This window comes from Streptomyces broussonetiae (assembly GCF_009796285.1).
GTDB lineage: Bacteria > Actinomycetota > Actinomycetes > Streptomycetales > Streptomycetaceae > Streptomyces > Streptomyces broussonetiae.
In genome coordinates, this window is the sequence record NZ_CP047020.1 from 1,308,493 (window position 1) to 1,333,410 (window position 24,918).

At 73.1% G+C, this 24,918-nt stretch carries 23 protein-coding genes and 1 pseudogene; 14 read left to right on the forward strand and 10 right to left on the reverse strand.

The window, feature by feature from the left end:
• Window positions 1–64 precede the first annotated feature (64 nt).
• From GQF42_RS06255 to GQF42_RS06265, 3 genes are all read right to left on the reverse strand, one after another.
• A complete protein-coding gene (locus GQF42_RS06255) occupies window positions 65–1,630 on the reverse strand; it encodes a phytoene desaturase family protein (protein ID WP_158918434.1) in 1,566 nt (521 codons plus the stop codon).
• 55 nt (window positions 1,631–1,685) lie between these two features.
• On the reverse strand, window positions 1,686–3,998 hold the full coding sequence (locus GQF42_RS06260) for a serine/threonine-protein kinase (protein WP_158918436.1): 2,313 nt from the start codon (window positions 3,996–3,998) through the stop codon (window positions 1,686–1,688).
• A 126-nt stretch (window positions 3,999–4,124) separates the two neighbouring features.
• Window positions 4,125–4,991: an oxygenase MpaB family protein gene (locus tag GQF42_RS06265; RefSeq protein WP_158918438.1), complete on the reverse strand. Its 867-nt coding sequence runs from the start codon at window positions 4,989–4,991 to the stop codon at window positions 4,125–4,127.
• A 361-nt stretch (window positions 4,992–5,352) separates the two neighbouring features.
• On the opposite strand from GQF42_RS06265, the gene GQF42_RS06270 reads away from it, so the two are divergent.
• Both GQF42_RS06270 and GQF42_RS06275 read left to right on the forward strand, forming a co-directional pair.
• Complete coding sequence (locus GQF42_RS06270) at window positions 5,353–5,811, forward strand: cyclic nucleotide-binding domain-containing protein (RefSeq protein WP_158918440.1); 459 nt, start codon at window positions 5,353–5,355, stop codon at window positions 5,809–5,811.
• Window positions 5,812–5,838: 27 nt separating this feature from the next.
• Window positions 5,839–6,492, forward strand: coding sequence for a CBS domain-containing protein (locus tag GQF42_RS06275; protein WP_158918442.1), 654 nt, complete (start codon window positions 5,839–5,841; stop codon window positions 6,490–6,492).
• Between the two features lie 502 nt (window positions 6,493–6,994).
• Here GQF42_RS06275 and GQF42_RS06280 read toward each other — a convergent pair.
• Window positions 6,995–7,684, reverse strand: coding sequence for a CBS domain-containing protein (locus GQF42_RS06280; RefSeq protein ID WP_158929836.1), 690 nt, complete (start codon window positions 7,682–7,684; stop codon window positions 6,995–6,997).
• Between the two features lie 155 nt (window positions 7,685–7,839).
• A complete protein-coding gene (locus GQF42_RS06285; RefSeq protein ID WP_158918444.1) occupies window positions 7,840–9,567 on the reverse strand; it encodes a sensor histidine kinase in 1,728 nt (575 codons plus the stop codon).
• Window positions 9,568–9,767: 200 nt separating this feature from the next.
• Between GQF42_RS06285 and GQF42_RS06290 the strand changes: the two are divergent.
• Window positions 9,768–10,022: pseudogene (locus tag GQF42_RS06290) on the forward strand (hypothetical protein); the annotation flags it as partial.
• 84 nt (window positions 10,023–10,106) lie between these two features.
• Here GQF42_RS06290 and GQF42_RS06295 read toward each other — a convergent pair.
• Window positions 10,107–10,790 carry a helix-turn-helix domain-containing protein gene (locus GQF42_RS06295; protein WP_158918446.1) on the reverse strand — a complete coding sequence of 228 codons (684 nt, stop codon included), beginning with the start codon at window positions 10,788–10,790 and terminating at the stop codon, window positions 10,107–10,109.
• A gap of 20 nt (window positions 10,791–10,810) precedes the next feature.
• Window positions 10,811–11,881 (reverse strand): zinc-dependent alcohol dehydrogenase family protein, encoded by a 1,071-nt coding sequence (locus GQF42_RS06300; RefSeq protein WP_158918448.1) that lies wholly within the window; start codon window positions 11,879–11,881, stop codon window positions 10,811–10,813.
• A gap of 262 nt (window positions 11,882–12,143) precedes the next feature.
• Here GQF42_RS06300 and GQF42_RS06305 point away from each other — a divergent pair, with 262 nt between their 5' ends.
• From GQF42_RS06305 to GQF42_RS06335, 7 genes are all read left to right on the forward strand, one after another.
• Window positions 12,144–12,584, forward strand: a complete 441-nt coding sequence (locus GQF42_RS06305; RefSeq protein ID WP_158918450.1) for an STAS domain-containing protein — start codon at window positions 12,144–12,146, stop codon at window positions 12,582–12,584.
• Between the two features lie 321 nt (window positions 12,585–12,905).
• The gene (locus tag GQF42_RS06310; protein WP_158929838.1) at window positions 12,906–13,604 is read left to right on the forward strand and encodes a CBS domain-containing protein; all 699 of its coding nucleotides are present in this window, start codon (window positions 12,906–12,908) and stop codon (window positions 13,602–13,604) included.
• A gap of 53 nt (window positions 13,605–13,657) precedes the next feature.
• On the forward strand, window positions 13,658–14,356 hold the full coding sequence (locus GQF42_RS06315; protein ID WP_158918452.1) for a response regulator: 699 nt from the start codon (window positions 13,658–13,660) through the stop codon (window positions 14,354–14,356).
• A gap of 520 nt (window positions 14,357–14,876) precedes the next feature.
• Complete coding sequence (locus tag GQF42_RS06320; RefSeq protein WP_158918454.1) at window positions 14,877–15,164, forward strand: hypothetical protein; 288 nt, start codon at window positions 14,877–14,879, stop codon at window positions 15,162–15,164.
• Between the two features lie 153 nt (window positions 15,165–15,317).
• Window positions 15,318–15,563, forward strand: a complete 246-nt coding sequence (locus GQF42_RS06325; RefSeq protein WP_158918456.1) for a DUF1918 domain-containing protein — start codon at window positions 15,318–15,320, stop codon at window positions 15,561–15,563.
• Window positions 15,547–16,425 (forward strand): universal stress protein, encoded by an 879-nt coding sequence (locus GQF42_RS06330; RefSeq protein WP_158918458.1) that lies wholly within the window; start codon window positions 15,547–15,549, stop codon window positions 16,423–16,425. Before GQF42_RS06325 ends, GQF42_RS06330 begins: the two co-directional genes overlap by 17 nt.
• 30 nt (window positions 16,426–16,455) lie before the next feature.
• Window positions 16,456–17,445 carry an Acg family FMN-binding oxidoreductase gene (locus GQF42_RS06335; RefSeq protein ID WP_158918460.1) on the forward strand — a complete coding sequence of 330 codons (990 nt, stop codon included), beginning with the start codon at window positions 16,456–16,458 and terminating at the stop codon, window positions 17,443–17,445.
• Between the two features lie 320 nt (window positions 17,446–17,765).
• Here GQF42_RS06335 and GQF42_RS06340 read toward each other — a convergent pair whose 3' ends face one another.
• The 3 genes from GQF42_RS06340 to GQF42_RS06350 all read right to left on the reverse strand — a co-directional run bounded on the left by GQF42_RS06340 (window position 17,766) and on the right by GQF42_RS06350 (window position 19,581).
• Window positions 17,766–18,209 carry a universal stress protein gene (locus GQF42_RS06340; RefSeq protein WP_158918462.1) on the reverse strand — a complete coding sequence of 148 codons (444 nt, stop codon included), beginning with the start codon at window positions 18,207–18,209 and terminating at the stop codon, window positions 17,766–17,768.
• Window positions 18,210–18,316: 107 nt separating this feature from the next.
• Window positions 18,317–18,463: a hypothetical protein gene (locus tag GQF42_RS06345; RefSeq protein WP_158918464.1), complete on the reverse strand. Its 147-nt coding sequence runs from the start codon at window positions 18,461–18,463 to the stop codon at window positions 18,317–18,319.
• An 89-nt stretch (window positions 18,464–18,552) separates the two neighbouring features.
• On the reverse strand, window positions 18,553–19,581 hold the full coding sequence (locus tag GQF42_RS06350; RefSeq protein WP_158918466.1) for an alcohol dehydrogenase catalytic domain-containing protein: 1,029 nt from the start codon (window positions 19,579–19,581) through the stop codon (window positions 18,553–18,555).
• 156 nt (window positions 19,582–19,737) lie between these two features.
• Between GQF42_RS06350 and GQF42_RS06355 the strand changes: the two genes are divergently transcribed.
• From GQF42_RS06355 to GQF42_RS06370, 4 genes are all read left to right on the forward strand, one after another.
• Entirely contained in the window at window positions 19,738–20,556 is an 819-nt protein-coding gene (locus GQF42_RS06355) for a universal stress protein (RefSeq protein ID WP_158918468.1), read from the forward strand.
• Window positions 20,557–20,770: 214 nt separating this feature from the next.
• On the forward strand, window positions 20,771–21,610 hold the full coding sequence (locus GQF42_RS06360; protein ID WP_158918470.1) for a pyridoxamine 5'-phosphate oxidase family protein: 840 nt from the start codon (window positions 20,771–20,773) through the stop codon (window positions 21,608–21,610).
• Between the two features lie 180 nt (window positions 21,611–21,790).
• Window positions 21,791–22,363: a universal stress protein gene (locus GQF42_RS06365; RefSeq protein ID WP_158918472.1), complete on the forward strand. Its 573-nt coding sequence runs from the start codon at window positions 21,791–21,793 to the stop codon at window positions 22,361–22,363.
• Between the two features lie 57 nt (window positions 22,364–22,420).
• A complete protein-coding gene (locus GQF42_RS06370) occupies window positions 22,421–24,823 on the forward strand; it encodes a glycoside hydrolase family 65 protein (protein WP_158918474.1) in 2,403 nt (800 codons plus the stop codon).
• The last annotated feature ends 95 nt before the right edge of the window (window positions 24,824–24,918 follow it).

Here is a 24,918-nt window from a genome sequence, read left to right on the forward strand (position 1 = left end):
GCAACCGGCCGGACGACGGAAGAGCTTTTCTGACGTCCCGTCAGATTCTTTGTGGTCGGCGACGCTACGCTGCGGCCTCCAGCACCGCCATCGCCGCGTTGTGTCCCGGCACCCCGCTCACCCCTCCCCCGCGCACGGCCCCCGCGCCGCACAGCAGGACGTTCGCGTGGCCCGTCTCCACGCCCCAACGACCGGTGCCCTGCTGGGCGTACGGCCAGGACAGGGCGCGGTGGAAGATGTTGCCACCGGGCAGCCCGAGATCCCGTTCCAGGTCGAGCGGGGTCTTCGCCTCGATGCAGGGGCGGCCGTCGGCGTCGGTGGCCAGGCAGTCGGCGAGCGGTTCGGCGAGGTGGGCGTCGAGCTGGGCGAGGGTGGACTTGAGCAGTTCGTCGCGGACGGCGTCGTTGTCCCGGTCGAAGAGCCGGGCGGGGGTGTGCAGCCCGAACAGCGTGAGCGTGTGGTAGCCGCGCCGGGCGAGTTCGGGGCCGAGGATGCTCGGGTCGGTCAGGGAGTGGCAGTAGATCTCCGAGGGCGGTACGGCGGGCAGTTCGCCGGCGGCGGCCTGGGCGTGGGCGGTGGCGAGCTGCCGGTAGCCCTCGGCGATGTGGAAGGTGCCTGCGAAGGCCTCGCGCGGGTCGGCGTCCGGGTCGCGCAGCCTGGGCAGTCGGGTGAGCAGCATGTTGACCTTGAGCTGGGCGCCCTCGGCCGGTTCGGGCGTCAAGTCCCCTGTGAGCAGGGCAAGTTCCTGCGGGGAGGCGTTGACCAGGACGTGCCGGGCTGCGGCGACGCCCTCGCCGTCGGCCGTGCGGTAGGTGACCTCGGCGCGCTTGCCGTCGGTGGCGATCCGGATCGCCTCGTGGCCGGTACGCAGGACCGCGCCCGCACGGCGGGCGGCGGCGGCCAGCGCGTCGGTGAGGGCGCCCATGCCACCGACGGGCACGTCCCAGGCGCCGGTGCCGCCGCCGATGACGTGGTAGAGGAAACACCGGTTCTGCGCGAGGGAGGGCTCGTGGGCGTCGGCGAAGGTGCCGATCAGGGCGTCGGTGAGGACCACGCCCCGTACCAGGTCGTCGGCGAAGTTCCGCTCGACCGCGACGCCGATCGGCTCCTCGAACAGGGCGCGCCAGGCGGTGCCGTCGTCGATGCGGCGGCGCAGTTCGTCGCGGGTGGGCAGCGGCTCGGTGAGGGTCGGGAAGACCCGCTCGGCGACGCGGGCGGTCATGTCGTAGAAGCGCTGCCAGGCCTCGTACTCGCGCTCGGAGCCGGTCAGCCGGGCGAAGGCCTCGCGGGTGCGCTGCTCGCCGCCGCCGACGAGGAGTCCGGTGGGCCGGCCGTCGCGTTCGGCGGGGGTGTACGAGGAGATGGTGCGGGCGCGGACCCGGAAGTCGAGCCCGAGGTCGCGCACGATCTTCTGCGGCAGCAGGCTGACCAGGTAGGAGTAGCGCGACAGCCGGGCGTCGACGCCGGTGAAGGCGCGCGTGGAGACGGCGGCGCCGCCGGTGTGGTCCAGCCTTTCCAGCACCAGCACGGAGCGGCCGGCCCGGGCGAGGTAGGCGGCGGCGACCAGGCCGTTGTGTCCACCGCCGACGATCACGGCGTCATAGGTACGGGTTCCCTCGTTGGCAGCCATGGTCCTTCGTAACACGTGATGATCGACGGCGGCCAGAGGTGCGCCCCGGGTGCGGTCAGGCTCCGCCGGACGCGTGCCGCCGGCGGGCCACCGCGACCCGGCGGTACAGCTCGCCGGCCTCGGCTCCCCGGCCGAGCCGTTCCAGGCAGTGGGCCTCGTCGTTGCGGCTGGCGAGGGTCTCGGCATGGTCCGGGCCGAGGACGCGCTCGCGGGCGGCGGCGACCCGGCGGTACTCGGCGAGGGCGTCCGTCCACCGGCCCAGCCAGCCGAGGGCGACCGCGACCTCGCGGTGGCTGACGAGTGTGTCGGGGTGGGCGGGGCCGAGGGCGTGCTCGCGCAGCAGGCGTACGGCGCGCGCCTCGGTCAGGGCCTCCTCCCAGCGGCCGAGCCGGCCGAGGTTGACCCCGAGGCCGTGCCGGGCCCGGAGGGTCTCGGGGTGGGCGGGGCCCAGGACCCGGGAGCGGTCCTCGATCAGGTCGCGGTACAGGCTCAGGGCGTCCGCGCTGCGGCCCAGGCGGCCGAGGCTGAGCGCGGTCTCGTAGCGGGCGGCCAGGGTGTCGGCATGGTCCGGGCCGAGGACGCGCTCCCTGGCCTCGGCGACCGCGCGGTACTGCCGCAGTGCCTCCGCCCAGCGACCCAACTGTCCTTGCGCGTAGGCGACTTCGCAGCGGGAGACCAGGGTGTCGGGGTGCTCGGGGCCGAGCACCCGGGCCCGGGCCGCGGCCACCTCGCGGGCCGTGCGGCAGGCGTCGTCCAGCCGGCCGAGCCGGCCCAGGGCGCAGGCGAGGTTGTGCCGGCAGCGCAGAGTGTCCGGGTGGTCGGGTCCCATGGCCCGCACCCGGGCGGCCAGCACCGCGCTGTACACGTGGTGAGCCTCGAAGTGACGGCCCAGCCGACCCAGCGCATAGGCGGTCTCCTGGCGGGCGGCGAGCGTGTCGGGGTGGTCGGGACCGAGCACGCGCGCTCTGGCCTCGGCGATGTCCGTGTAGGCGGCGAGCGCATCGGCGACCCGGCCGGTGCGCACCAGAGCGAAGGCGGCCTCGTAGCGGCTGGCCAGGGTCTCGGGGTGGTCGGGGCCGAGCAGCGCGGCCCGCTCGGTGGCGACGGCCCGGTGCGCCTCGCCCGCCTGCGCCCAGCGGCCCTGCCCGGCCAGCCGTATGCCCTCGCGATGCCGTGCGGCCAGGTCCGCCGCGCGCTCCACGGGAAGGGGAGCGGCGGGGCGTCGCACCCGAGCGGGCCCGTCGCGGCCGGTCGTGCCCACCGGCCGGTAGCCGGCTGCCGGACACGGCTCCTCGTCTCCTGTGGGCGCGATCGGACCGCGGCGGACGTCGTCCGTCCTCCTGGGCGCCGCCGGTACCGCGTCCCAGCGGCCGGACAGAGCCGCCCCCGGGTCGGGCGACAGGGCGCCCAGCGCGGCGCCGAGCGCCTTGTGGCCGGTGGTCATGCCCCGGGTCCAGGTCGGCAGCCGGGACCCGCCCTTGGGATCCGGCAGTTCGACGGCCGTGACGGCAGCGGGCGTTGTGCCCCCGCCCTGGATCCGGCGGATCAACTCGTCGGCGTCGTCCGGTCGTTCCTCGGGGCGTTTGGCCAGCAGGGCAAGGACGATCTCCTCGAGGCGGCCGGGCAGTTCCGGGCGCAGCTCGCGCAGGGGGCGGGGCGGGGTGCCGCGATGGCCGACGAGAACGGCCCAGGCGTCCTCGAGGTCGAAGGGCGGCGCGCCGGTGGCGATTTCGTACAGGACGCAGCCCAGCGAGTACAGGTCGCTGCGCCGGTCCACCTCGCCGCCGCCGATCTGCTCCGGGGACATGTAGTGCGGGGTACCGAGGGCGACGCCGGTGCCGGTCAGCCGGGCGGTGAAGCCGATGTCGTCGCCGAGGCGGGCGATGCCGAAGTCGCAGATCTTCACGGTTCCGTCGGTCAGTCGCACGATGTTGGCCGGTTTCAAGTCGCGGTGCACTATGCCGTGCTGATGGGTGTAGGCGAGAGCGGCGGCGACCTGGACGGCGATGTCGGTCACGTCGTCGACGGGCAGGGGATGCCCCTTGTTGTCCTGGAGCAGCCGGCTCAGGTCACGGCCGTCCAACAGCTCCATGACCAGGTACGGCACGCCGTCGCTCTCGCCGAAGTCATGGACGACGGTCACCCCGCGGTGCGAGAGCGCGGCGGCCACCCGGGCCTCGCGGCGGAACCGTTCCCGCAGGACGCGGGCGAGCGCCGGATCATGGTAAGGGCCGAGCGGTTTGAGGCACTTGACCGCGACCTGGCGGCCGAGGGACTCGTCCCGGGCCCGCCACACCTCGCCCATCCCGCCCCGCCCGAGCAGCTCGAGCAGCCGGTACCGGTCCTGTATGAGCCTGTTCTCCCCCATAGCGATCCGCCGCCCCCGTCGCCGCCCCGCCCCGCCCCGCCCCGGGAGTCAGGCCCCGGACCGCCCCTGGCCGCACCGTGCCGGCCCGATCCGCGACACACCCCCCTGCTCGTCCAGTATGGCGGCCTATCGTCCAAGTTTGTACGGCGCTGGACGCGCGTCAGGGCCGAGCCTCGCCACGGCGCGCAGGACGTGTTTGGGCGGCAGCTGCCAGCGCACACGCGCGGGAACACTCCGCAGCACCCTGCCCGTGACCCGTAGTCGACGGGTGACGACGGCGGGTGCGGGGGCCGGTCTGCCGTACAGCTCATGGGCGTACGGCGGCAGCGCGGCGTACGCCAGATGCGCCACGCGCCGCCACAGCAGCTCGCGCGCCGGTACGAGGAGGGGATGCGTCGGCGGACGGAGCAGGAAGTCGTCCACCACGCGTGCCTCGGGTCCCGCGGCCAGCTCGGGGCGCACCTTCTCGAAGTACGCGGCCAGTTCCGCACGGCTCGCCGGTACGGCCTCGGGCTCGAGGCCCACCAGGCGTGCGCCGACCCGGTGCTCGGCTATGTAGCGGTCGGCCTGGGCGTCGGTGAGCGGGAAGCCGGAGCGGCGCAGGACGTGCAGATAGGAGTCGATCTCCGCGCAGTGCACCCACAGCAGCAGCGCGGGTTCGTCCACGCCGTAGCGCTCCGCGGTGTCCGGGTCGGTCGCCGTCAGCATGCTGTGGATCTTCCGCACCCGGGCGCCGGCCCGCTCGGCGGCTTCGGTGGTGCCGTACGTCGTCGTGCCGACGAAGTTGGCGGTACGCCTGAGCCGGCCCCACGCGTCCTGCCGGAAGTCGGAGTTCTGGATCACGCCCCGCACCGCTCGCGGGTGCAGGGCCTGCAGGTACAGCGCTCGGATGCCGGCGACCCACATCATGGGGTCGCAGTGCATCTGCCAGGTCACGGAGTTCGGCGTGAAGAGCCCGGGATCACCGATGTCCGCAGGTGTGACCACAGCCATGGGTTGCCACCTCTTGTCGCTGTCCGACCTGAACCTGTCCGACCAGTGGCAGCGCGCCACCGGGCCCTCTTGGCACGTGGGTGCAGGCCGACGGTTCCGTGTGCGCCAGTCCCGGCAGCGACGACACTGATCACGCGCCTCGAAGCACCACTCTGCCACCGGTTCCTGCCCATACCGACAGTGGATCATTCACCCGAAGCCACACCGCCCATGCGCCTCTCCCTCCGCGTGCCTCCGGCATGCGGTGAGGCGGACCGTGTGGCAGGGGCCGAAGGACCCACGGCCGGGTCCTGGCGGCCCGTGGTGCCGGGCATCGCACGCGCCCAGGCTGGAGACGCACACCCTGAAGGGAGCAGGTGCGATGGCCCCCACCACCACGTTGGGCGCGGCACTCGAACCCGTGCACCGCGAGCAGTTGATGGGCCTCGCCCGCGAGGTCTCCTTCGAGGCCGGGGTCCGCCTGTTCGAGGAGGGCCGGCGCGCCGACCGCTTCTGGATCGTGCGCACCGGGGCCGTCGCCCTCGATCTGCATGCACCGGGCCGCCGCGCCGCCGTCATCGACACCCTCAGGTACGGCGAACTGGTCGGCTGCTGCTGGCAGTTCCCGCCGTACCTCTGGCACCTGGGCGCCGAGGCGACGAGCCCGGTGCGCGCCTGGGAGTTCGATGCCGATGCCGTGCGGGCGCTGTGCGCCGAGGACGCCGGGTCCGGCCGGGCGATCGCCGTCCGGGTCGCAGGGGTGATCGCCCAGCCGCTCCGGGCCACCCGGGAACGCCTGCTCGACCTGTACGCCCCCTACGGCAGCGGCGGGCTGATATGAGACGTGCCCCCTCGTGAGGAGGAGATCATGGAGAACAGCCCGCACCGCGTGTGCGACGTGATGACGCGTGCCGCCGTCGCCGTAGGCCGCACGGCCCCGTTCAAGGACGTGGTCGAGCGCATGGAGCAGTGGCAGGTGAGCGCCGTTCCGGTGCTGGAGGGCGACGGCCGGGTGGTCGGGCTCGTGTCCGAGGCCGATCTGCTGCCCAAGGAGGAGTTCCGGGGCAGCGATCCGGACCGGTTCACCCAGCAGCGCCGGCTGTCCGACCTGGCCAAGGCGGGGGCGGTGACCGCCGAGGAGCTGATGAGCACGCCGGCCGTCACCGTGCAGGTGGACGCCACTCTCGCCGAGGCCGCGCGCATCATGTCGCTGCGGCACGTCAAACGGCTGCCCGTGGTGAACGCCGAGGGTCTGCTCGAAGGCGTGGTCAGCCGGGGGGATCTGCTGAAGGTGTTCCTGCGCCCGGACAACGAACTCGCCGACGAGATCCGGCGTGACATCGTCGACGAACTGTTTCCGGCTCCGGTCGAGCCCGTGCACATCACGGTCGTGGACGGCGTGGCAACGCTGACCGGGCGGGTCGAGGACGCCTCCCGGATACCGCTCGCCGTCCGTCTGGTGCGAGGCGTCGAGGGCGTGGTGGGCGTGGACTGCCGGCTCACCACGACCGGGGAGCGGTGAGGCCGCGGACGGGGCCCGCCCGACACAGCCCGTGCGGTCGCCCGACACAGCGCCCGTGCGGTCGTCGGCGACGCGCCGGTGACGGCACGGGTTCGATGGCGACCGCACGGGTTCGATGGTCAGGATGTTCGGCCTCTGCCTCCGCTCGGGTTCTCCCACTGCGGCCCGATCCGCTGCCGCTCCTCGTCCCACTCGGCCATACGAAGTCGGATGATCGGATGAGCCGGGCGCGGACACCACCCGGTCCCTCGGGGCCGTCCACACCGCGACCCGGCTGCCCACCGCGGTGCCCGGGAGGATCTACGCCCCGCCCGTGTGTGCCACAGCGCCGCTGAGGACGGCGGACACCGCAGGCGCCGGTTCGACCGGTCGACGGCCTGCGCGGCCACCACTGCCGCGCCAACTCCGACGAGTACCGCGGGCATTCGGATGACGAGCGCGGTCCAGCCCTCGACGACATCGCCGTGCCGCCGCGGCGGGTTGCGACGCCAGTGCCACGGCCTCACCGGGGTGACCGTCGTGGCGTTCCTGCGGTCGTCGCCGCGCGGGGCGGGCCGGTCAGTGCGCACCTGACGTCGACCACGCCCGGCACTGCCCGGGCGAGCCGGGCGGCCAGTGGGATCAGCACGGTCTCATGGGCCGGCCCGGAGAGTGCGACGACGCCGTCGTGCACCTCGATCCGGATCGCGTCGGAGCGCGGGCCGAAGAGCCGTACGACGATCTCCTGCCGCACCTCCGCGGCGATGTCGCCATCGGGCCGCAGGAAGACCTTCAGCAGGTCGGAGCGGCTCACGATGCCCTTCAGGATGCCGTCGCGGCCGACGACCGGGAGCCGTTTGACCCCGGTACGCGCCATGATGCGGGCGGCGTGCGCAAGGGTGGCCTCGGGCCGCGTGGTCACGGCCGGGGCGGTCATCAGCTCACCCGCCGTCACCGCGTCCGCCTTGCCCACGTCGGCGAGGTGCGCCGGCTGCCCGTATCGCCCGACGTCTGCGTCGCTGTACTCCTGCTTGGGCAGCAGATCGGCCTCGGAGACGACGCCCACGACCACTCCACTGTCGTCCAGCACCGGCAGGGCGCTGACCCGCCATTCCTGCATGGCCCGCACGATGTCCTTGAAGACCGCGCCGGCGCGCAGGGCTACGACCCGGTGGGTCATCACGTCGTTCACGACGGTCGCGGTGCCGTTCATGGCGTCCTCCAAGGACTGGGCTGCCGTCATCGGACGCCTTCAGGCTGCGGCGCGGATCCGCCCGAGTCATGGGCCGAGTGGGCCCGGGACACTTCCCCCGTCGGCCCCGTCGGCCCCTGACCCCGTGCCCCGTGCCCCGTAAGGAGCCGCCCACGTCACAGGGGCTGTGTCACGGGCAGCGGGACATGCCAGTCAAGCACCGTGCCGCCGCTCTCGGGACCGCTGACCTCCAGCCGCCCGCCGAGCTGTTCCGCCCGCTCGGCCATGTTGCGCAGCCCGCTGCGCCGGCCGCCCGCCGGGATGCCCACGCCGTTGTCCGAGATCTTCAGACGTATCTCGCGGCCGTCGGTCGTGAGCGCCACGTCCGCCCGGCCGGCGTGTGCGTGCCGAGCGATGTTGACCAGGGCCTCGGAGAGCACGGCCACGACATGGTCGGCGATCTCGCACGGCACATCGGTGTCGAGCAGGCCCTCCATGCGCAGGCTGGGTGCGAAGCCCAGGACGGGCGCGGCCTCGCCGGCCACCTGGACGAGCCGGGCCCGCAGCCCGCTGCCGATGGTGGGTTCACGGGCCCGCAGGCCGAAGATCGCCGACCGGATGATCTTGATGGTCTCGTCCAGGTCGTCCACGGCCCGCAGCACCCGCTCGGAGGCTTCCGGGTGCTCGATGAAGCGGCCCGCGCTCTGCAGGGTCATCCCGGTGGCGAACAGCCGCTGGATGGCCAGGTCGTGCAGATCGCGGGCGATCCGGTCACGGTCCTGCAGGACGGCGATCTGCTGGGCGTCCTGCCGACGCTCGGCCAGCTCCATGGCGATCGCGGCCTGCGCCGCGAAGCCCAGCAGCATCTCGGTCTCCTTGCACGAGTAGGCCGCTCGCCCTGCCTCACGGGACAGGAGCACGACTCCGCGCACGCCCCCCTCACTGGTGCCGATGGGGATGGCCACGGCGGGGCCGAGCCCCTCGAAGCGCGGTGGCTCGGGACAGATCCGTTCGTCATGGCCGACGTCGCCACTGGTGACCGGGGCGGTGGTGGAGAACGCGAGCCCCATCAGCGTGCGGTCCAGGGGCAGCACCAGTCCGCGGTGTGCCTCTGCGTCCATGCCGACGGCGATCTCCACACTGAGTGCCTGGCTGCCCTCCAGCGGTATCGCGACCGCGGCCAGAGCCGAGCCGGAGATCTCCCGGGCACGTTCGGCGATCAGGTCCAGTGCCGCGGCACGTTCGCTGCCGGACATCAGGCTGTGGGCGATCTCCGCGTTCGCCAGCAGCCATCGTTCGCGCAGCCGCGCGTCCTCGTACAGGCGGGCGTTGTCGATGGCGACACCGGCGGCGAAGGCCAGTGTGGACAGGACCGACTCGTCCTCCTCGTCGAACGCCAGCCCGCCGCGCTTCTCGGTCAGGTACAGATTGCCGAAGACCTGGTCGCGGACCCGGATCGGGACCCCCAGGAAGCTGCTCATCGGCGGGTGCTGGGCCGGGAAGCCGTACGACGCCGGGTGTTGGGAGAGCTTTTCGAGGCGCAGGGGTTCCGGGTGGCGGATCAGCTCGCCGAGGATGCCGTGGCCCTGGGGCAGGGGGCCGATCCGCGCGATCTGCTCCTCGGTGACACCGACGGTGTGAAAGCCCGAGAGTGTCCTGCCGTCGGGTCCGATGACACCGAGGGCCGCGTACTCGGCGTCCACCAGGGTCGCGGCCGCCTCGACGATGGAGCGCAGGGCCTGTTCCAGGTCCAGCTCCCGGCCGACGGCGAGGACCGCTCCGAGCAGACGGTGCACACGGTCCCGGGTACTGCGGACAGCGTCGATCCGGACCTGCAGTTCCTCCAGCAGCTCGTCGAACTTCAGCTGTGGCAGCAGGTCGCGGGGCTTGTCGGGAGTTTCCACCGCACCCCTCCCGGTCCCTCGGCTCGCCGACCCGTCCCGGCCGGGTCGCCTCCACGGTATCCCTCTCCAACAGGTGGCGGCATGCGGTAAGGGGCAACCCGGCCACCCGCGAGGAGGGCCCGGCGCGGCCAGGCCCGCAGAGGGCCGATCGGCCCACCCCGCGGGACCGAGGGCGCCTCCCCGCTGCTCCGCTCCCGGCCGACGCTGGACTCCACCTCGGGTGGAGCGTGGTCGTCACGGGATACCCCCGCCTCGTCACCGACCCCGGTGAGCTGGACCGCATTCGCACGCTGTGGGAACCCCGGGCGCCGGAGCCGGGCATGGACCAGGCAGTCCGCATCCGTCCCGAACTGGTCACGGGCGTCCTGCTCACCGGCACGGACGAGCCACGGCGGCACCAGCGGGGTCCGGCACGGGACACCGCTGAGGCGGTGCACGTGTCGCGCGTCGCGTGACGTGCACCGCCTCAGCATCCGCTCCGGTGCCGTCGGCGTCCCCTCTCGCCCGCCGCCTCGACGACAGACCCCGGGCCCGTGGTGCTACCCGGGGATCCTGATGCGTCGCCCGGTCACCGTGTGGGGCTCGATGCGCACCCACACGTCTCGCGAGCCGCCCGCCCAAGGGGCGCTGTACGCCTGCTGGGTGAACCAGTGCCTGTCCCTCTCGTCGGTCACGGTCCATGCGTCGCCGCGAACCAGCACGCTCCACCCCTGGCTGAACGCGTCGTCGATGCGGTCGACTTCGAAGGCCACCTGGTGTCCCGGTGCGAGCGACGGTGTCGCGCCAAGGGCGGTGCGGAAGACGATCGCGCCGTCGACGACGCTGTAGTTGACGGGCACGATCACCGGCCCGGTGCTCGTCGGCACCGCCAGCCGGCCCACCCCGTGCGACCCCAGCAGCGCCTGGCACTCACCGGGTCCCAGGTCGATGAACTCCGGTTCCCGTACGGCGTGTCCCACACCGGGCGGCAGGTCGACGGCACCACCGGTCAGCTCCGTCACCGTCGTCTGCAGCACCTCGGCCAGCCTGATCAGCGAGCCGCTGCCAGGGGTCGCGCCCGGATGCTCCTCCAGGTACCTCAGGTAGCTGCCCGTCATTCCGGCGCGCTGGGCCGCCTCACGTCGCGACAGGCCGAGCTGCTCCCGGCGGGCGGCCAGGCGCCGGCCCAGATCGCCCAGCGGCACTTCGGTCACGGTACCCGGCTTCGTCTGTGGTTCGGTCATGGCCCGCTCGTCCTTTCCGCTCAGGCCGTGGGAACGGCCACTTCCGCGTGTTGCTCCCCGCCGAGCACGACCTTGAGCGCGCCGGTCCCGGCAGCCTTGGCGAAGACGTCGTACGCCTCCTGCATCTGCTCCAACGGGAAGGTGTGGGTGACCAGTTGCTCCGTGGGCAGCCGGCCGGCTGCGGCCATCCGCAGCAGGGCCGGGGTGGAGTAGGTGTCCACCAGGCCCGTCGTGATGGTCACGTCCTTGATCCACAGGTCTTCGAGGTGCAGCGTGGCCGGCCTTCCGTGCACGCCGATGTTGGCCACGTGCCCGCACGGGCGGACCATACGGGTGCACAGCTCGAAGCTGTCCGGTACGCCGACCGCCTCCATCACCACGTCGGCACCGAGCCCGTCGGTCAGATCGGCGACCAGCTGGTCGGGAGCCTCCCGGACGTCCGCGACCGCGTCGGCACCGAGCCGGTGGGCCGCCTCCAGCCGGGCCGGGGCCAGGTCCACGGCGATGATCCGCTCGGGGGAGAACAGCCGGGCCGAGGCGATCGCGGCGAGCCCGATGGGACCGGAGCCGACGATGACCACGGTGTCGCCGGGACGCACGTGCCCGTTGAGGACACCCACCTCGTAGGAGGTCGGGAAGATGTCCGCAAGCAGGACGGCGTCCTCGCCGCGGACGGCGCCGGGCAGCGGGTGGACGGACAGGTCGGCGTAGGGGACGCGGACGTACTCGGCCTGTGTGCCGTCGATCAGATGGCCGAGGATCCAGCCTCCGCCGCCCCGGCACTGGCCGTAGCGGCGCTCCCGGCAGAAGCGGCACCGGCCGCAGGAGGTGATGCAGGACAGCAGCACCCGGTCCCCGGGCCGGACGGCGCGCACGTCGCCGCCGACCTCGACGATCTCACCGACCGCCTCGTGACCGAGCACGGTGCCGGGACGCACCTCGGGCAGATCGCCCTTGAGGATGTGCAGGTCGGTCCCGCAGATCGTCACGACACCGACCTGCACGATCGCGTCGGTCGGCTCCTTGACGGCGGGGTCCGGGACGTCCTGCCAGGAGGCCTGCCCGGGGCCGTGGAAGACGAAGCCCTTCATGCCGTTCCTCACCCTCTCAGGTCTCGTCGGTCGGTCCGTCGTGGGGTCGGCTGTTTCCGGCGCGGGCCGGGAGCCGCCGCACGTACAGCTTCGCCAGTGCGTCGGCCGTTCCGCTTGGGCCGTCCGGCCCTCATCCGCGGCCTGACGACGCCCGCCGGAGCCGGACGGCGCCCGTCCCGAGCCGCGTGGGTACCCCGGACGGGCCGACAGCCAGGGCCGGACGGCCCTTTTGCCCGGTCCGGCGCGCCCGTTCACTCGCCCCATGGCCGAGAACCACAGGGCACACGTGGCCGCCGCAGACTCTGCTTCCCGGTGCGCGGCCGACGGAGCGACGCTCGTGACTCTGAGCGGAGAGGTCGACGTTCTGACTGCGCCCGCGTTGTCGGAACGGCTCGACACGCTCACCGCGGACATGTGCCTCGACCTGTGGCTGGACGTGCGCGCCGTCGACTTCATCGACTGCACCGGGCTGGGTGTGCTGTGCCGCGCCCGCAGCCGGTTGCTCGCCCGGCAGGGCCGGCTGCGGCTGGTCACGGGTGACGCGGGCTTCGGCCTTCTTCGGGCCGGGGCCGCCCTCGCCGTCGCCGCTCCCGTGTGCGGGGCTGCGGCGTTCGCCCGGGCCCGGCTCGAGCGGCGGCGCATGGCCCGCTGGGACCGGGACCGGGATGCGGTGGAGCCAGGCCGGCGTCACCGGCCCGGTTGAGACGAGCGGGTTGCGCCCCGCGCCGACGGTACCGACCCCGTCCCGGGGCTGCCCTGTCTGCGACGGGAGCCGACCCGCCCTCCGGCTCGGACGGCATGAGCCACACGCCGACGGTGCCGCGGGCCTGCTCCGTGCCGGGAGAACGTGCGGACGACGGTGGCGGCGTACCGGGTGTGGGGCCGCGACCGGTGACCGCCGCCCCGCCTGCCGTCGGACACCCGTCGGCCCGCCCGAGGGGCCGGGTGGCCCATGGTCACCTCTTCCGCACCGGCGCAGGCTGGTGGGGAAGGACGGACGGACACATATCTCCCGGAGTTCACCATGTACGGCACCCCGAACGTCGTCAGCGATGTCATGACCCAGACGGTCGCCGCGATCGGCCGACGGGCCCCCTTCAAGGAGATCGTGCAGCTGATGCAGGACTGGCAGGTCAGCGCCCTCCCGGTGATCGAGGGCGAGGGCCGGGTGGTCGGCGTGGTCTCCGAGGCCGACCTGCTGCCCAAGGAGGAGCTGAGGGACGATCCCGACGCGGCCTACCTCCAACTGCGCCAGCCCGTCGACGTGGCGAAGGCCGGAGGGATGACCGCGGGCGACCTGATGTCCTCTCCCGCCCTCACCGTCCGGGCGAGCGCCACCGTCGCCGAGGCCGCGCGGATCATGGCGCAAGGCGGCGTCAAGCGGCTGCCCGTCGTCGACGGGAGCGGGCTGCTCCAGGGGATCGTCAGCCGTGCCGACCTGCTCAAGGTCTTCCTGCGCGACGACGAGGACATCGCCGAGGAGGTCCGACGCGAGATCGTGGCGTACCTCTTTCCGCTGTCGTCCTCGACCGTGCAGGTGGAGGTGGACGACGCAGTCGTCACGCTGGCGGGCCGCATGCGCGACCGTGCTCTGGTCCCGGTGGCCGCCCGTCTGGTGCGGGCGGTCGAAGGGGTGGTGGACGTGCGGTTCGACCTCGCCCATGACGAGCATGGAGCAAGGGGGCCGGTCGGCCCTGGTGCGCACCCCGCCGACAGGTCATGATCGGCATCACGGACAGTGCGCAGTCTGTCCCTCACCGGGGAACGAGGGGTGTCATGACCGAGCCACGCACCTTCAGCGAGCAGGACCCGATCCGCGTGTTCCTGCTGGACGACCACGAAGTCGTCCGGCGCGGGCTGACGGATCTGCTCGACGCCGAACCGGACATCGAGGTGGTCGGCGACGCGGACACCGCCGAGCACGCGCTCACCCGGGGCCCCGCACTGCGCCCGCACGTCGCCGTGCTCGACATCCGGCTGCCCGACGGCGACGGCATCACGGTCTGCCGCGAACTGCGCAGCCAGATGCCGGAGCTGGCGTGCCTGATGCTGACGTCCTTCGACGACGAGGAAGCCCTCCTGGACGCGATCATGGCCGGAGCGTCCGGCTACGTCCTGAAGCAGATCAAGGGCTCCGACCTCGTCTCGGCGGTCCGAACCGTCGCCTCGGGCCAGTCGATGCTGGACCCGGCGACCACGGCGCGCCTCATGCACTCCCTGCGCGCCCCGGCCGCGACTCCTTCGGTGCCGCAGGAGCTGGCGGGCCTGTCGCCCCGGGAGCGGGACATCCTCGCCCTCATCGGCGAGGGCCTGACCAACCGGGAGATCGGCAGGAAGCTGTACCTGTCGGAGAAGACCGTCAAGAACCACATCTCGCGGATGCTGTCCAAGCTCGGCGTCCAGCGCCGGGTCCAGGCGGCGGTCCTCGCGTCCCACCTGGAGCCGCAGGGCTCGGCGGGACACACGGACCACTGAGGCTCAGGCCGCCTGTCCCGGGCCGCGGTGGGCAGGTTCTCGGCCTCGACCACGTCGGTGATCCTCTCGGCCTCGACCACGTCGGTGATCCTCTCGGCCTCGGCCACCAGCCGGGCGCCGGTTGCCGGCGCGCCCGTCCCACCGGCTCGACGACGCCGTCGCGCACGGTCGCCTCGACGGCCTCACGGTCGCCCGGGGTGCGCACGGCCCGGCTCCTGTCCTCGGCGCCTCCACCTGTATGCCCGCGTCGTCCCTGACCAGTGCCTGAAGCCGCGCGTCCCGGCCCACGACACCGACCGGCCGGCCTCGCGGCCGGCGACCGTCGGCGCACCGGCCGACGTGTGCGCGGTGGGCACGCGGGGGGGCGTGGCCGTCGCAGTCCCGTACCCGGACGGCGTGTACAAGCTCGTCGAGTGTGCCGGCCGCCCGGTCATGCAGCCGTCCACGGCGAAGGTCACGGACCTGGGCCGCCGGCAGGTCTTCCGGCGCGCCGGCCGGCCCGACGCCGTCGCCCCGGCTCATGAGCAGCCCCCGGGGCTCGGCGCGCCCGCAGCAGCACACGGTGCTGCCCGGCGGACGGCGGAACCGGGCCGCCGGACCCCGGCAGGACGCCCACGGGCGGTTCCGTGAGGAGATTGCCGCACTGCCCGGACCGGCACGCCGGATCGAGAACCCCGTGCCGGACCGGTCGGTCCCGTCCCGGCCACCGGGGCGTCCGACCGGCTCGGTGCGCTTCGACACCGAGGTGCGGCTGCGTCGGCACGCCGCCGTTCGCGCCTCTCGCGGACGCACGCCCTGCGCACCGTGACCGGTTCCCGCGCGGCGCCCGGGGCCGGCAGGCCCGCCATGGGGACCATCGGCCCCTGGCAGGCCGGCGCCGTCACCACCTTCCATGGAATCGGCCTTCCATGGAATCGGCGCCGGCGCCCGACCGCGCCGTCGCAGGGAGGAGACGAGGGCGATGTCCGCTCCCGCACCGCCGACGGAGACCGGCCGGGACGCACCCGAGGCGGCCGGTGTCCAGATGCGCGCTCGCGTCGGCGACGACAGGAGCGTACGCCGCGTCACGGCCGGGGTGATCGCACGGGTCGGCGAGATCGTCCCGGACTCCCGCGTCGGACGCCCGACACCTGCGCCGCAGCACCCCGAACGGACGTGTTTTGTCCGCGAGTTGACGACTGGAGGCGGCCATGTCCCTGCTCGGTGACCGCCGGCCGATCGTGGTCGGCGTGGATCCCGATCCTGCCCGCAGGGCGGCGCCTGCCTGGGCGGCCGACGAGGCCGCCCGTCGCCGACTGCCGCTGCGTGCGGTCCATGTCGAGGGCGTGCCGACCAGGGGCTATCGGGGACGGGAGGTCCCGCCCTCCTGGGAGGGGTGGAACGATGCGCTGCACCAGGCCGGGAGGCAGGTGCTGGCGGAGGTCGTGGACTTCGTCGCGGCTCGGCACCCGGAACTCGCGGTGGACGCCCTGCTCGCGGAGGGTGACCCGGCGTGGGTGCTGCGCGAGCAGAGTCGCGACGCCACCGCCGTCGTCCTGGGGTCGCGGCACCTGAGCCGGGCGCGGGAGCTGCTCGGCTCCGGGTCCGTGGCTCTGCCGGTCATGGCCCACACGCGCTGCCCCCTGGTGGTCGTGCCCGAGCCGGAGCACATCACTCAGGATCCCCCGTACTTCGTGGTCGGCGTCGACGGCAGCGAGCACGCGGCCGCCGCGGTCGACGTGGCGTTCGAAGAGGCGGCCGGGCGCGGCGCCGAGTTGCGGGCCCTGCTCGTCTGGGAGCCCGGCCTCCTGAAGATCTTCGACGAGCACGGGCCGCAGCAGGAGGGCCGGCGGCTGCTCTCCGAGATCGTGGCCGGCCGAGGCGGCCGTTTTCCCGAGGTGGACCTGCGTCAGGAACTGGTCGTCGGGCATCCCGTGCAGGTGCTGACCGACGCCTCGGCCCATGCTCTGGGCCTGGTCGTGGGGGCCCGCGGGCGCGGAAGTTTCACCGGCATGCTGCTGGGCTCCGTCAGCCAGGGCGTGCTGCACCACGCCCGCTGCCCTGTCATCGCTGTCGCGACACCCGGGTGAACCGCCAGAACGACGCGAAGGGAAGCCACCATGACCACACAACCGCTTGACGTGGACACCGTCACGGCGCTCGTGGCGGAGGCCTGCGCGGCGCCCTCGCTGCACAACGCGCAGCCATGGGCGTTCCGTTACCTGCGGGACCTCGGCGTCCTGCGCCTGTATGCCGACCCCGGGCGCGCCCTGCCGCAGACCGACCCGGAGAACCGGGGCCTGCACCTGGGCTGCGGCGCCGCACTGTTCAACCTGCGCGTTGCCTCCGCAGCGGCCGGGCTGGCGCCGGTCGTCCGGCTGCTGCCCGACCCGGCCCACCCGGAGTTCCTCGCCGAGACGCACCTGCCCGGCCCGGGAGCGCCCGACGGGCAGCTCGCCCGGCTGCAGTCCGCGATCCACCGCCGGCACTCCAGCCGCGCGCCCTACCGCGACGAGCCGATCCCCGCAGTCGTCCGGGACCGGCTGTACGAGGCCGCCCGCGCCGAGGACGCCCAGCTGGTGTTCCCCGGTGCCTGGCATGTCCGCTCGATCCTGGAACTGGTGCGGGACGCCGAGGGCAGGGAAACACTCGCCCCGGAAGTGCGGGAGGAGGTCGAGCGGTGGGCGCATGCGGAAGCGACGGACAGGGCCGAGGCGGTTGACGGCATCCCCGCCGTGGCGTTCGGTCCTCGCCGGCGCGGTACCGCGGCCCTCGTGCGCGACTTCGCCGTCGGCCGGCCGGTGTCCGGGCGCGGCTGGGCGTCCTTCGAGAAGAACCCGAACATCGCCCTGCTGGGGACGGCTCACGACGAGCCCGCGGACTGGCTCCGTGCCGGTCAGGCACTCGAACGGGTCCTGCTGCGGGCCACCGCGGACGGGCTGGTCACCTCGCTCACGTCCCAGCCCCTGGAGTGGCCGGAGTTCCGGTGGGTGGTCCGCGATCCCGCCTCGGCCATGGCGCACGTCCAGATGGTGATCCGGCTCGGGTACGGCCCCGAGGGCCCCGCGAGCCCACGGCGACCGGTGGCCGACCTGCTCGACGTCCTCTGACACCGGCTCGCGGCCCGAACGCACGGACAGGAGGCGCCGTTTGAAGCTCTTCGAGGTGATGACCGCCCCACCGGTGTGGGTCCCGCCGGCGGCCGCGCCGACCGAGGTGACCCGGCGTACGACCGGGTGTGCCGTCGTTCCGCTGCCCCGTCCTGGACGCGGGCCGGGTGGTGGGCGACCCGGATGAGGCCGAACCGGCCCGGCCCGCAACCGGGGACCAACTCCTGCTCGTCCCGCACAACGCCACCGGACGGGAGATCCCCACGCCTTCCAGCGGTCCGCGGGGGCCCGGCGGCCCCGGCCGCCGACGAGCCCGCAGGTCACGTGGACGAGGAGCGCACGATCACGACCGGGCAGTTCGCGTGCTGTGACACGTGCTGGCTGATGGAACCGAGCAGCGCCCGCGCGAACCCTCCCCTTCCCCGGCTGCCGACGACGAGGATCTCGGCTCCCTCGGCCGCCCGCAGCAGGACGTCGGCGGGGTTGCCGTGCACCAGGTGGGTCCGCACCGAGGCGGACGCGTCCGCGCCGAGCACGTCGGCCAGCTCCCTGCGCATACCCTGCCGGGCTTCGTCCTCGTCGACGTCCATGTCCACGGCGGGCGCCGACCAGCCGTACAGTCCCGGCAGCTCCCACACCGCGATGGCCTCGACGGTGCCCTCGACCAGGCCTGCGTAGCGCACGGCCCAGCGCAGGGCCTCGTACGAGGACGGTGACCCGTCGACACCGACCACCACGCGGCGCTCGGAGACATCCCTGTCCATGCGTGCCACCTCTTCCCGCGATTGCGCCCGCCCCCCTCTCCACGCTGCGGGACACACCGGCGTACCGCCAGAGAAGAGCATCCAGCGGATGACGACGCTTGCGCCGTTCAGCGGCCGTAGCGCGTCACCCGGCCGGGCCCCACCCGCCCCCTCTCGCGGGTCCACTGGCCGGGGCAACGGCGGCCGGCAGCCCACCACACACCGATGGCGGTGGCCACGTGGCCACCGCCGGCGACCACGGTGGCGGAACTCACCGCCGGGAAAGTGTCGTGTTCCCCACTGCCTTTGGCGGGGCCGCCCCATCTGTCGGCACAGGTGCACCGGCTCGACGCCATGGGCGATGTCACTCTCGGTGCAGCACGACCTTGAGGGCTCCTGTCGTGGCGCCGTGCGCGAACACCTCGTAGGCCTCCTCCATACGGCCGAGGCCGAAGGTGTGGGTGACCAGCCGGGAAGCCGGCAGGTGTCCGAACCTCATCACCTCCAGCAGCCACGGCATGGACGATGTGTCCACCTGCCCCGTGCTGATCGTCACGTTCTTGCGCCACAGGGACTCGAGATGGAGCGTCACCGGCGTGCCGTGCATGCCTACGTTGGCGATGTGCCCGCCCGTGCGCACGACGCGCGTGCACAGCACGAAGCCTTCCGGGTCGCCCGACGCCTCGACGACCACGTCGGCTCCCGGCCCCTCGGACAGGTCGGCGATCATCTTCCCCGGCGACGCGGTGACATCCGCCCCGAGGCGGGCAGCGGCCTGCAACCGGGCACCGGCCGGATCCACGACGATGATCCGGCGGGGCGAGTAGAGCCGTGCGAGGAGGGCGACGGCGAGTCCGACGGGGCCCGCGCCCACCACCACGACGGTGTCTCCCGGACCCACGTGTCCGTTGCGCACTCCCACCTCGTAGGCAGTCGGGAGGAGTTCTGCGAGCAGCACCGCATCGTCGAGGGAGAGGTCCGAGGGACGTCGTGTGGTGGAGTGCTCGGCGAAGGGCACCCGCACCCACTGGGCCTGGGTCCCGTTGATCAGGCTCCCCAGGATCCATCCGCCGCCCCCGTGGCACTGGCCGTACCTGGCGGCACGGCACTGCGGGCAACCACCGCAGGCCGACACGGACGACACGATCACCTGGTCGCCGGGGCGCAGGTGGTGGACATCGGCACCGATGTCCACCACTTCGCCGACGGCCTCGTGGCCGAGGACGGTCCCCGGCTTCACCTCCGGAAAGTGCCCGCGCCGGATGTGCAGATCACTGCCGCAGACGGTGGTGGCGTCGACACGTACGATCGCGTCGGCCGCGTCCTCGATCACAGGGTCCGGGACGGTGTCCCAGGAGGTCTGTGCCGGGCCGTGGTAGACGAGTGCTCGCACGGTAGTGACTCCCTCGCTCCCCCTCCTCCACGGTCACCCCCGCGGTACTCCCGGGCAACACGGCGTGGCAGCGGCCCCGGTCTCGTAAGAAGCTGGAAGCGACCCGTGGTGGAGGGACCAAAGCCGTGGTGTGCGGCACGAGAGGAGACAGGGGCCGTGACGATTCCCCTGGTGGTGGGCGTCGACGGATCCGAGGCGAGTCTGGAGGCGGTCGACTGGGCCGCCGCCGAGGCGGTCCGCCACGACGTCCCGCTCCTGCTCCTGCACGCCGCTGCCGGCGAGCGGGAGACGTCCGACGTGATCGCTGCCGCCTCGGCGCGGGCCGGCGCGAGCGCTCCGTCCGTACGACTGTCCGGCGAGGTGACGCACGAGGACGCGGCCGCCGCCCTGGTCGACAAGGGGCGCAACGCCTTCGCCCTGGTGCTGGCAGACCGCGGGCTCGGAGACCTTTCCGGTCTGCTGCTGGGCTCGGTCAGCCTCGCCGTCGCGGCGCGGGCCGACTGCCCCGTCGTGGTGGTCCGCGGCACCGTGGAGCATCTCGATGCCCGGTTCGGGAGCGTCGTCGTCGGCGTCCAGGACGGGGAGGGCAGCGGCACAGCCGTGGACTTCGCGTTCCGCGAGGCCCATGTGCGCAGTTGTCGGCTCGTGGCGGTACACGCCTGGAGCGCACCGTCCGGTGCCTGCACGACCGCGCAGGCACCGTCGTGGTTCCTGGAGGCCCACCGGCGCCCGCCGGCGCAGGTCCTCGACGACGCGCTGCGCCGCCCTGCCGCAGGATATCCGGACGCCGACGTGAGCCGCCGGCTGGTCGAGGACGCTGCGCGCCCGGCCCTGCTGGAGGCCGCGTCGACGGCGGATCTGCTCGTCGTGGGTGCCCGGCGACGCCTCGGGCATCCGGGCCTGCAACTGGGCTTGATCAACCATGCGCTGCTGCATCACGCACCATGTCCTGTCGCCGTCGTCCCCCAGGTGTGAGGCCACGGGAGGAGGGGGCGGCTCGTTGTCGGCTCTCCGGGCCGACGCCGGTGCCGGGGCCCCTTCGGCCCCTGTACCCGAAGGCCTCTGTCGTTCGGCAGTGGGAGGACCTGGGGCCCGGCCGGCGACCTGCCGACGGCCGACCGCCTGACCCCGAGGCACCTCACCGCTTCGCTGACGCCACGTCAAGCAGACTGTCCTGCTGGTGAGTTCGATGACCCTGCAGGGACTCGGTCACCTACTGCGGGAGGCCACCGAAGGCGGCATCCAGGGCAGGGCGCCGCACCGGCCCGGCATCCGGGAGGTGGCTGGACGGCCCGTGTGCACCATGGCGGACGCGAAGGGCGGCACCGGCGGCCGCCCCGTGCGGCGGTGCGTTCCGCGTGGCAGGTTGGATGCAGCCGGGAGTCCCGGCGACATCGGCCGGCGGATGGCCGCCGAACGCCGCAGGCAACGACTCAGCAGGCGGGAGACGGCGGGCCGGGCCCGGATGTCACCCGACTACCTGGCGTACCTGGAGGAACGGCCCTCCGCCCCCGGTACGGCCACCCTCATCAGGCCGGCCGACGCGCTCGGCACCACGGTCGCCGCGCTCCGTGGCGGAGGCATCGATCTCCCGCCCGGTCAGGGCCAGGCACTGCTGCACCCCCGGCTGCAGGACCTCAGCCCGGAGGAATGCCGCACCCGGCTCTCCACGCACGGCGTGGGGCGCGTCGCGGTGTCGACGCCCGAGAGCCGCCCGGCGGTCCTCCCGGTCCATTACGAGGTCGTCGACGACGCCATCGTCTTTCGGACGCCGCCCGGCTCCGTGCCGGCGGCGGCCGCCGCCGCAACCGAGGTCGCCTTCGAGCTCGACCACGTGGACGACGCCCTGAGCCGGGGGTGGAGCGTCCTCGCCGTGGGCCCCGCGAACGTGGTGACCGATCCTGCGACCGCGCGCGGCCTCACCCGGCGCGCGCACACCACATCCTGGGCGGGCGGGGACCGCGAGATGTGGGTGTCGATCCGGCCCACGAGCCTCACGGGCCGCCGGATCACTCCGGCCGATCACTAGTACGTCACGTCACGTCACGCCGCGTCCCGGTCCGGGGCGCCGCGCGGCCCGCCCCCACACACACAAGACGGCCGGAGGCTGCCGGCAGGCGGGGACGGCGTGTCGCGACGGTTCGCGGACGGTGCGACGGTGTTCACAAAGGGCCTCGGGGCGTCCGGACGCAGAAGGGCGGTGGTGGCGATGGAACGTCCGCTGGTCGTGGGGGTCGGCGGATCGGACTCCAGCCTGCAGGCGGTCGACTGGGCGGCCGACGAGACAGCACGCCACGGGCTGCCGTTGCGTCTGGTCCACGCCTCCTTGTGGGAACGCCACGAGGGGGCACGGGACCGGGTCGTCGTAGGGGCAGGGGCCCGGAGCGGGGGTGCGGGCGCCGTGCGGTTCGCCGTGCGCGAGGCCGAGGTACGGGGGTGCGCCCTGACGGCGGTGCGGGCCTGGCGTACTCCGACGGCAGAGCCCGTGGACCACATACTGATCGCCGACGACGCCGCCCGGCTGCGCGAGGAGCAGGCCTCGACCGGCCTGGACGAAGCACTGCGTGCGGCGGTACGGGAGCACCCCGAGGTCGAGATCCGCCGGCATGTGGTGGAGGGCCCCGCCCACCGCGTCCTGCTGGACGCGACGGCCGAGGCCGACCTGATCGTCGTAGGTGCGCAGCGCCGGCACGGGCACTTCGGTCTGCAACTCGGCAGGATCGCCCACACCCTGCTGCACCACGCGCGGTGTCCGGTCGCCGTGGTCCCCCAGCCGGTCTGAGGACCGCCGCACGCAACCGGGCCCGCGCGGTGTCCGCAGGAGAGGGGCAGGTGACGGATGTCGGAGTGGACATGGGAGTGGACCGGCTACGACCCCGCCACCGAGCAGCTACGTGAGGCGCTGTGCACGCTGGGCAACGGGTACTTCGCCACGCGCGGCGCGCTGCCGGAACACCGCGCCGGGCTCGTGCACTACCCGGGCACGTACGCGGCTGGGTGCTACGACCGCGTGGAGTCCACCGTGGCGGGGCGGCAGGTGGTGAACGAGGACCTGGTCAACCTCCCGAACTGGCTGCTACTGCGGTTCCGCCTGCGCCGAGCCGAGGGAGCATGGGGCGCGTGGTTGTCCCCCGGCACGCACGCCCTGCTGGACCACCGGCACGTCCTGGATCTGCGGCGCGGCACGCTCACCCGGTCCTTCCGCCACCGCCACGACGAGACGGGTGTGCTGGGCGTCGAACAGACCCGGCTGGTTCACATGGGCGATCCCCACCTGGCGGCGCTGCGCACCGTCTTCACGGCCGAGGGCTGGTCGGGAGAGATCGAGATCGAAAGCTCCCTCGACGGCGAGGTGATCAACGGCAATGTGCACCGTTACCGGGCGCTCAACCGCCGCCATGTGACCCGCGTACGGACCGGCGCGCGGGAGCCCCACACGGTCTGGCTGAGCTGCCGGACCAGCACGTCGGACATCTCCGTCGCTCTCGCCGCCCGGACGACGGTCGTGTCCGACCAGGCTCCGTCCTCATCGGTGTTGAGTCCGGTCCGCCACCGTGCCGTCCACCGCCTGGTCGTCCCGATCGCTCCCGGCCGGCCCGTCACCGTGGACAAGACCGTGGCGGTGCACACCTCACGGGACACGGCGATCAGCGACCCGCTCGGCGAAGCCGTCGACAGGGTGTCCGTCGCGACGGACTTTCCCGCCCTGCTGGATTCGCACCTGGCCGCGTGGGAGCGGCTGTGGCGGCGCGTGGACATCCAGGTGCCCGGCGAGGCGGGCCGCATCCTGCGCTTCCACCTCTTCCACGTCCTGCAGACGCTGTCGCCGCACACGGCGGACCTGGACGTGGGCGTCCCGGCCCGGGGGTTGCACGGCGAGGCGTACCGGGGCCATGTCTTCTGGGAGGAGCTGTTCGTCCTGCCGTACCTCAACCTGCACTTCCCGGAAGTCTCCAGAGCACTGCTGGACTATCGCTACCGACGCCTCCCGCGGGCCTGCTCGGCGGCAGGCGCGGGCGGCCGGGCCGGAGCGATGTACCCGTGGCAGAGCGGCAGCAACGGCCGTGAGGAAGCGCAGGAATGGCATCTCAACCCCGCTTCGGGCCGCTGGCTGCCGGACCACTCACGGCTCCAGCACCACGTGGGTTCGGCGATCGCCTACAACGTCTGGCAGTACTGCGAGGCGACGGGCGACACGGACTACCTGTACACCAGGGGCGCGGAGATGCTGCTGCAGATCGCGCGCTTCTGGGCGGATCTCGCCGTCCTCGACCCGGACACGGGCCGCTACCGGATCCGCGGTGCGGTCGGCCCCGACGAATACCACGACAGCTACCCGGGAGCCGCCCGGCCCGGGCTCGACGACAACGCGTACACGAACGTGACCGCAGCCTGGGTCCTCACCCGCACCCTGGAACTCCTGCGGCGCCTTCCCGCGTGGCGGCGTGCGGAACTGTTCGACCGGGTGCGGCTGGACGCGGACGAGCTGCCCGGCTGGGAGGACGTCTCCCGCCGCTTGCGGGTGCCGTTCCACCAGGGCGTCATCAGTCAGTTCGAGGGCTACGACGACCTGGCCGAGCTGGACTGGGACGCCTACCGTGCCCGCTACCGCAGCATCCGACGGCTGGACCGGATCCTCGAGGCGGAGGGCGACTCGGTCAACCGCTACAAGGCGTCCAAACAGGCCGACGTCCTCATGCTCGGCCACCTGTTCTCACCCGCCGAGCTGCGGCAGTTGTTCGCACGTCTCGGCTACGACCTCGACGACGACGTCTGGCACCGAACCGTGGACTACTACCTGCGGCGTACCAGCCACGGCTCCACCCTCAGCCAGCTGGTGCACGGCCTGGTCCTCGCCAGAGCCAGACGGGCCGAGGCCTGGCAGTGCGTGCACGAGGCGCTGGAGGCGGACATCGCGGACATCCAGGGCGGCACCACCGGTGAGGGCATCCACCTCGGCGCCATGGCCGGGACCCTGGACCTCGTCCAGCGCGGCCTGACGGGCCTGGAGACACGTGAGGACGCCCTGTGGCTGGACCCGGTGCCTCTGCCCGCGCTCTCCGAATACGGATTCACGGTGCAGTACCGCGGGCACTGGGGCGTCGGTGTACGGCATCGGAAAGGGGAGTTGGAGATCAGCGTGCCCGACTCGGAGGAGTCACCGATCCGCGTGGTGCTGGCCGGGCGCGCGGTGACCATCGCGCCGGGCGAGACGTGCACGCTCGTGCTGTCGGAGAGTTGAAGAGCCGAGGTCCGACACAGAAGGCGGTGGCCGACGCGGCGACGGCCACCGGCTTGCGCCTGCGTCAGGTCGGCCCGGGAACTGTCGAAGACCGT

Excerpts from the sequence above, each read along its gene's own strand:
- GQF42_RS06255 (WP_158918434.1), bottom strand. The coding sequence starts at position 1,630 with ATGGCTGCCAACGAGGGAACCCGTACCTATGACGCCGTGATCGTCGGC.
- GQF42_RS06260 (WP_158918436.1), bottom strand. The coding sequence starts at position 3,998 with ATGGGGGAGAACAGGCTCATACAGGACCGGTACCGGCTGCTCGAGCTG.
- GQF42_RS06265 (WP_158918438.1), bottom strand. The coding sequence starts at position 4,991 with ATGGCTGTGGTCACACCTGCGGACATCGGTGATCCCGGGCTCTTCACG.
- GQF42_RS06270 (WP_158918440.1), top strand. The coding sequence starts at position 5,353 with ATGGCCCCCACCACCACGTTGGGCGCGGCACTCGAACCCGTGCACCGC.
- GQF42_RS06275 (WP_158918442.1), top strand. The coding sequence starts at position 5,839 with ATGGAGAACAGCCCGCACCGCGTGTGCGACGTGATGACGCGTGCCGCC.
- GQF42_RS06280 (WP_158929836.1), bottom strand. The coding sequence starts at position 7,684 with ATGAACGGCACCGCGACCGTCGTGAACGACGTGATGACCCACCGGGTC.
- GQF42_RS06295 (WP_158918446.1), bottom strand. The coding sequence starts at position 10,790 with ATGACCGAACCACAGACGAAGCCGGGTACCGTGACCGAAGTGCCGCTG.
- GQF42_RS06300 (WP_158918448.1), bottom strand. The coding sequence starts at position 11,881 with ATGAAGGGCTTCGTCTTCCACGGCCCCGGGCAGGCCTCCTGGCAGGAC.
- GQF42_RS06305 (WP_158918450.1), top strand. The coding sequence starts at position 12,144 with ATGGCCGAGAACCACAGGGCACACGTGGCCGCCGCAGACTCTGCTTCC.
- GQF42_RS06310 (WP_158929838.1), top strand. The coding sequence starts at position 12,906 with ATGTACGGCACCCCGAACGTCGTCAGCGATGTCATGACCCAGACGGTC.
- GQF42_RS06315 (WP_158918452.1), top strand. The coding sequence starts at position 13,658 with ATGACCGAGCCACGCACCTTCAGCGAGCAGGACCCGATCCGCGTGTTC.
- GQF42_RS06320 (WP_158918454.1), top strand. The coding sequence starts at position 14,877 with ATGAGCAGCCCCCGGGGCTCGGCGCGCCCGCAGCAGCACACGGTGCTG.
- GQF42_RS06325 (WP_158918456.1), top strand. The coding sequence starts at position 15,318 with ATGTCCGCTCCCGCACCGCCGACGGAGACCGGCCGGGACGCACCCGAG.
- GQF42_RS06330 (WP_158918458.1), top strand. The coding sequence starts at position 15,547 with ATGTCCCTGCTCGGTGACCGCCGGCCGATCGTGGTCGGCGTGGATCCC.
- GQF42_RS06335 (WP_158918460.1), top strand. The coding sequence starts at position 16,456 with ATGACCACACAACCGCTTGACGTGGACACCGTCACGGCGCTCGTGGCG.
- GQF42_RS06340 (WP_158918462.1), bottom strand. The coding sequence starts at position 18,209 with ATGGACAGGGATGTCTCCGAGCGCCGCGTGGTGGTCGGTGTCGACGGG.
- GQF42_RS06360 (WP_158918470.1), top strand. The coding sequence starts at position 20,771 with ATGACCCTGCAGGGACTCGGTCACCTACTGCGGGAGGCCACCGAAGGC.
- GQF42_RS06365 (WP_158918472.1), top strand. The coding sequence starts at position 21,791 with ATGGAACGTCCGCTGGTCGTGGGGGTCGGCGGATCGGACTCCAGCCTG.
- GQF42_RS06370 (WP_158918474.1), top strand. The coding sequence starts at position 22,421 with ATGTCGGAGTGGACATGGGAGTGGACCGGCTACGACCCCGCCACCGAG.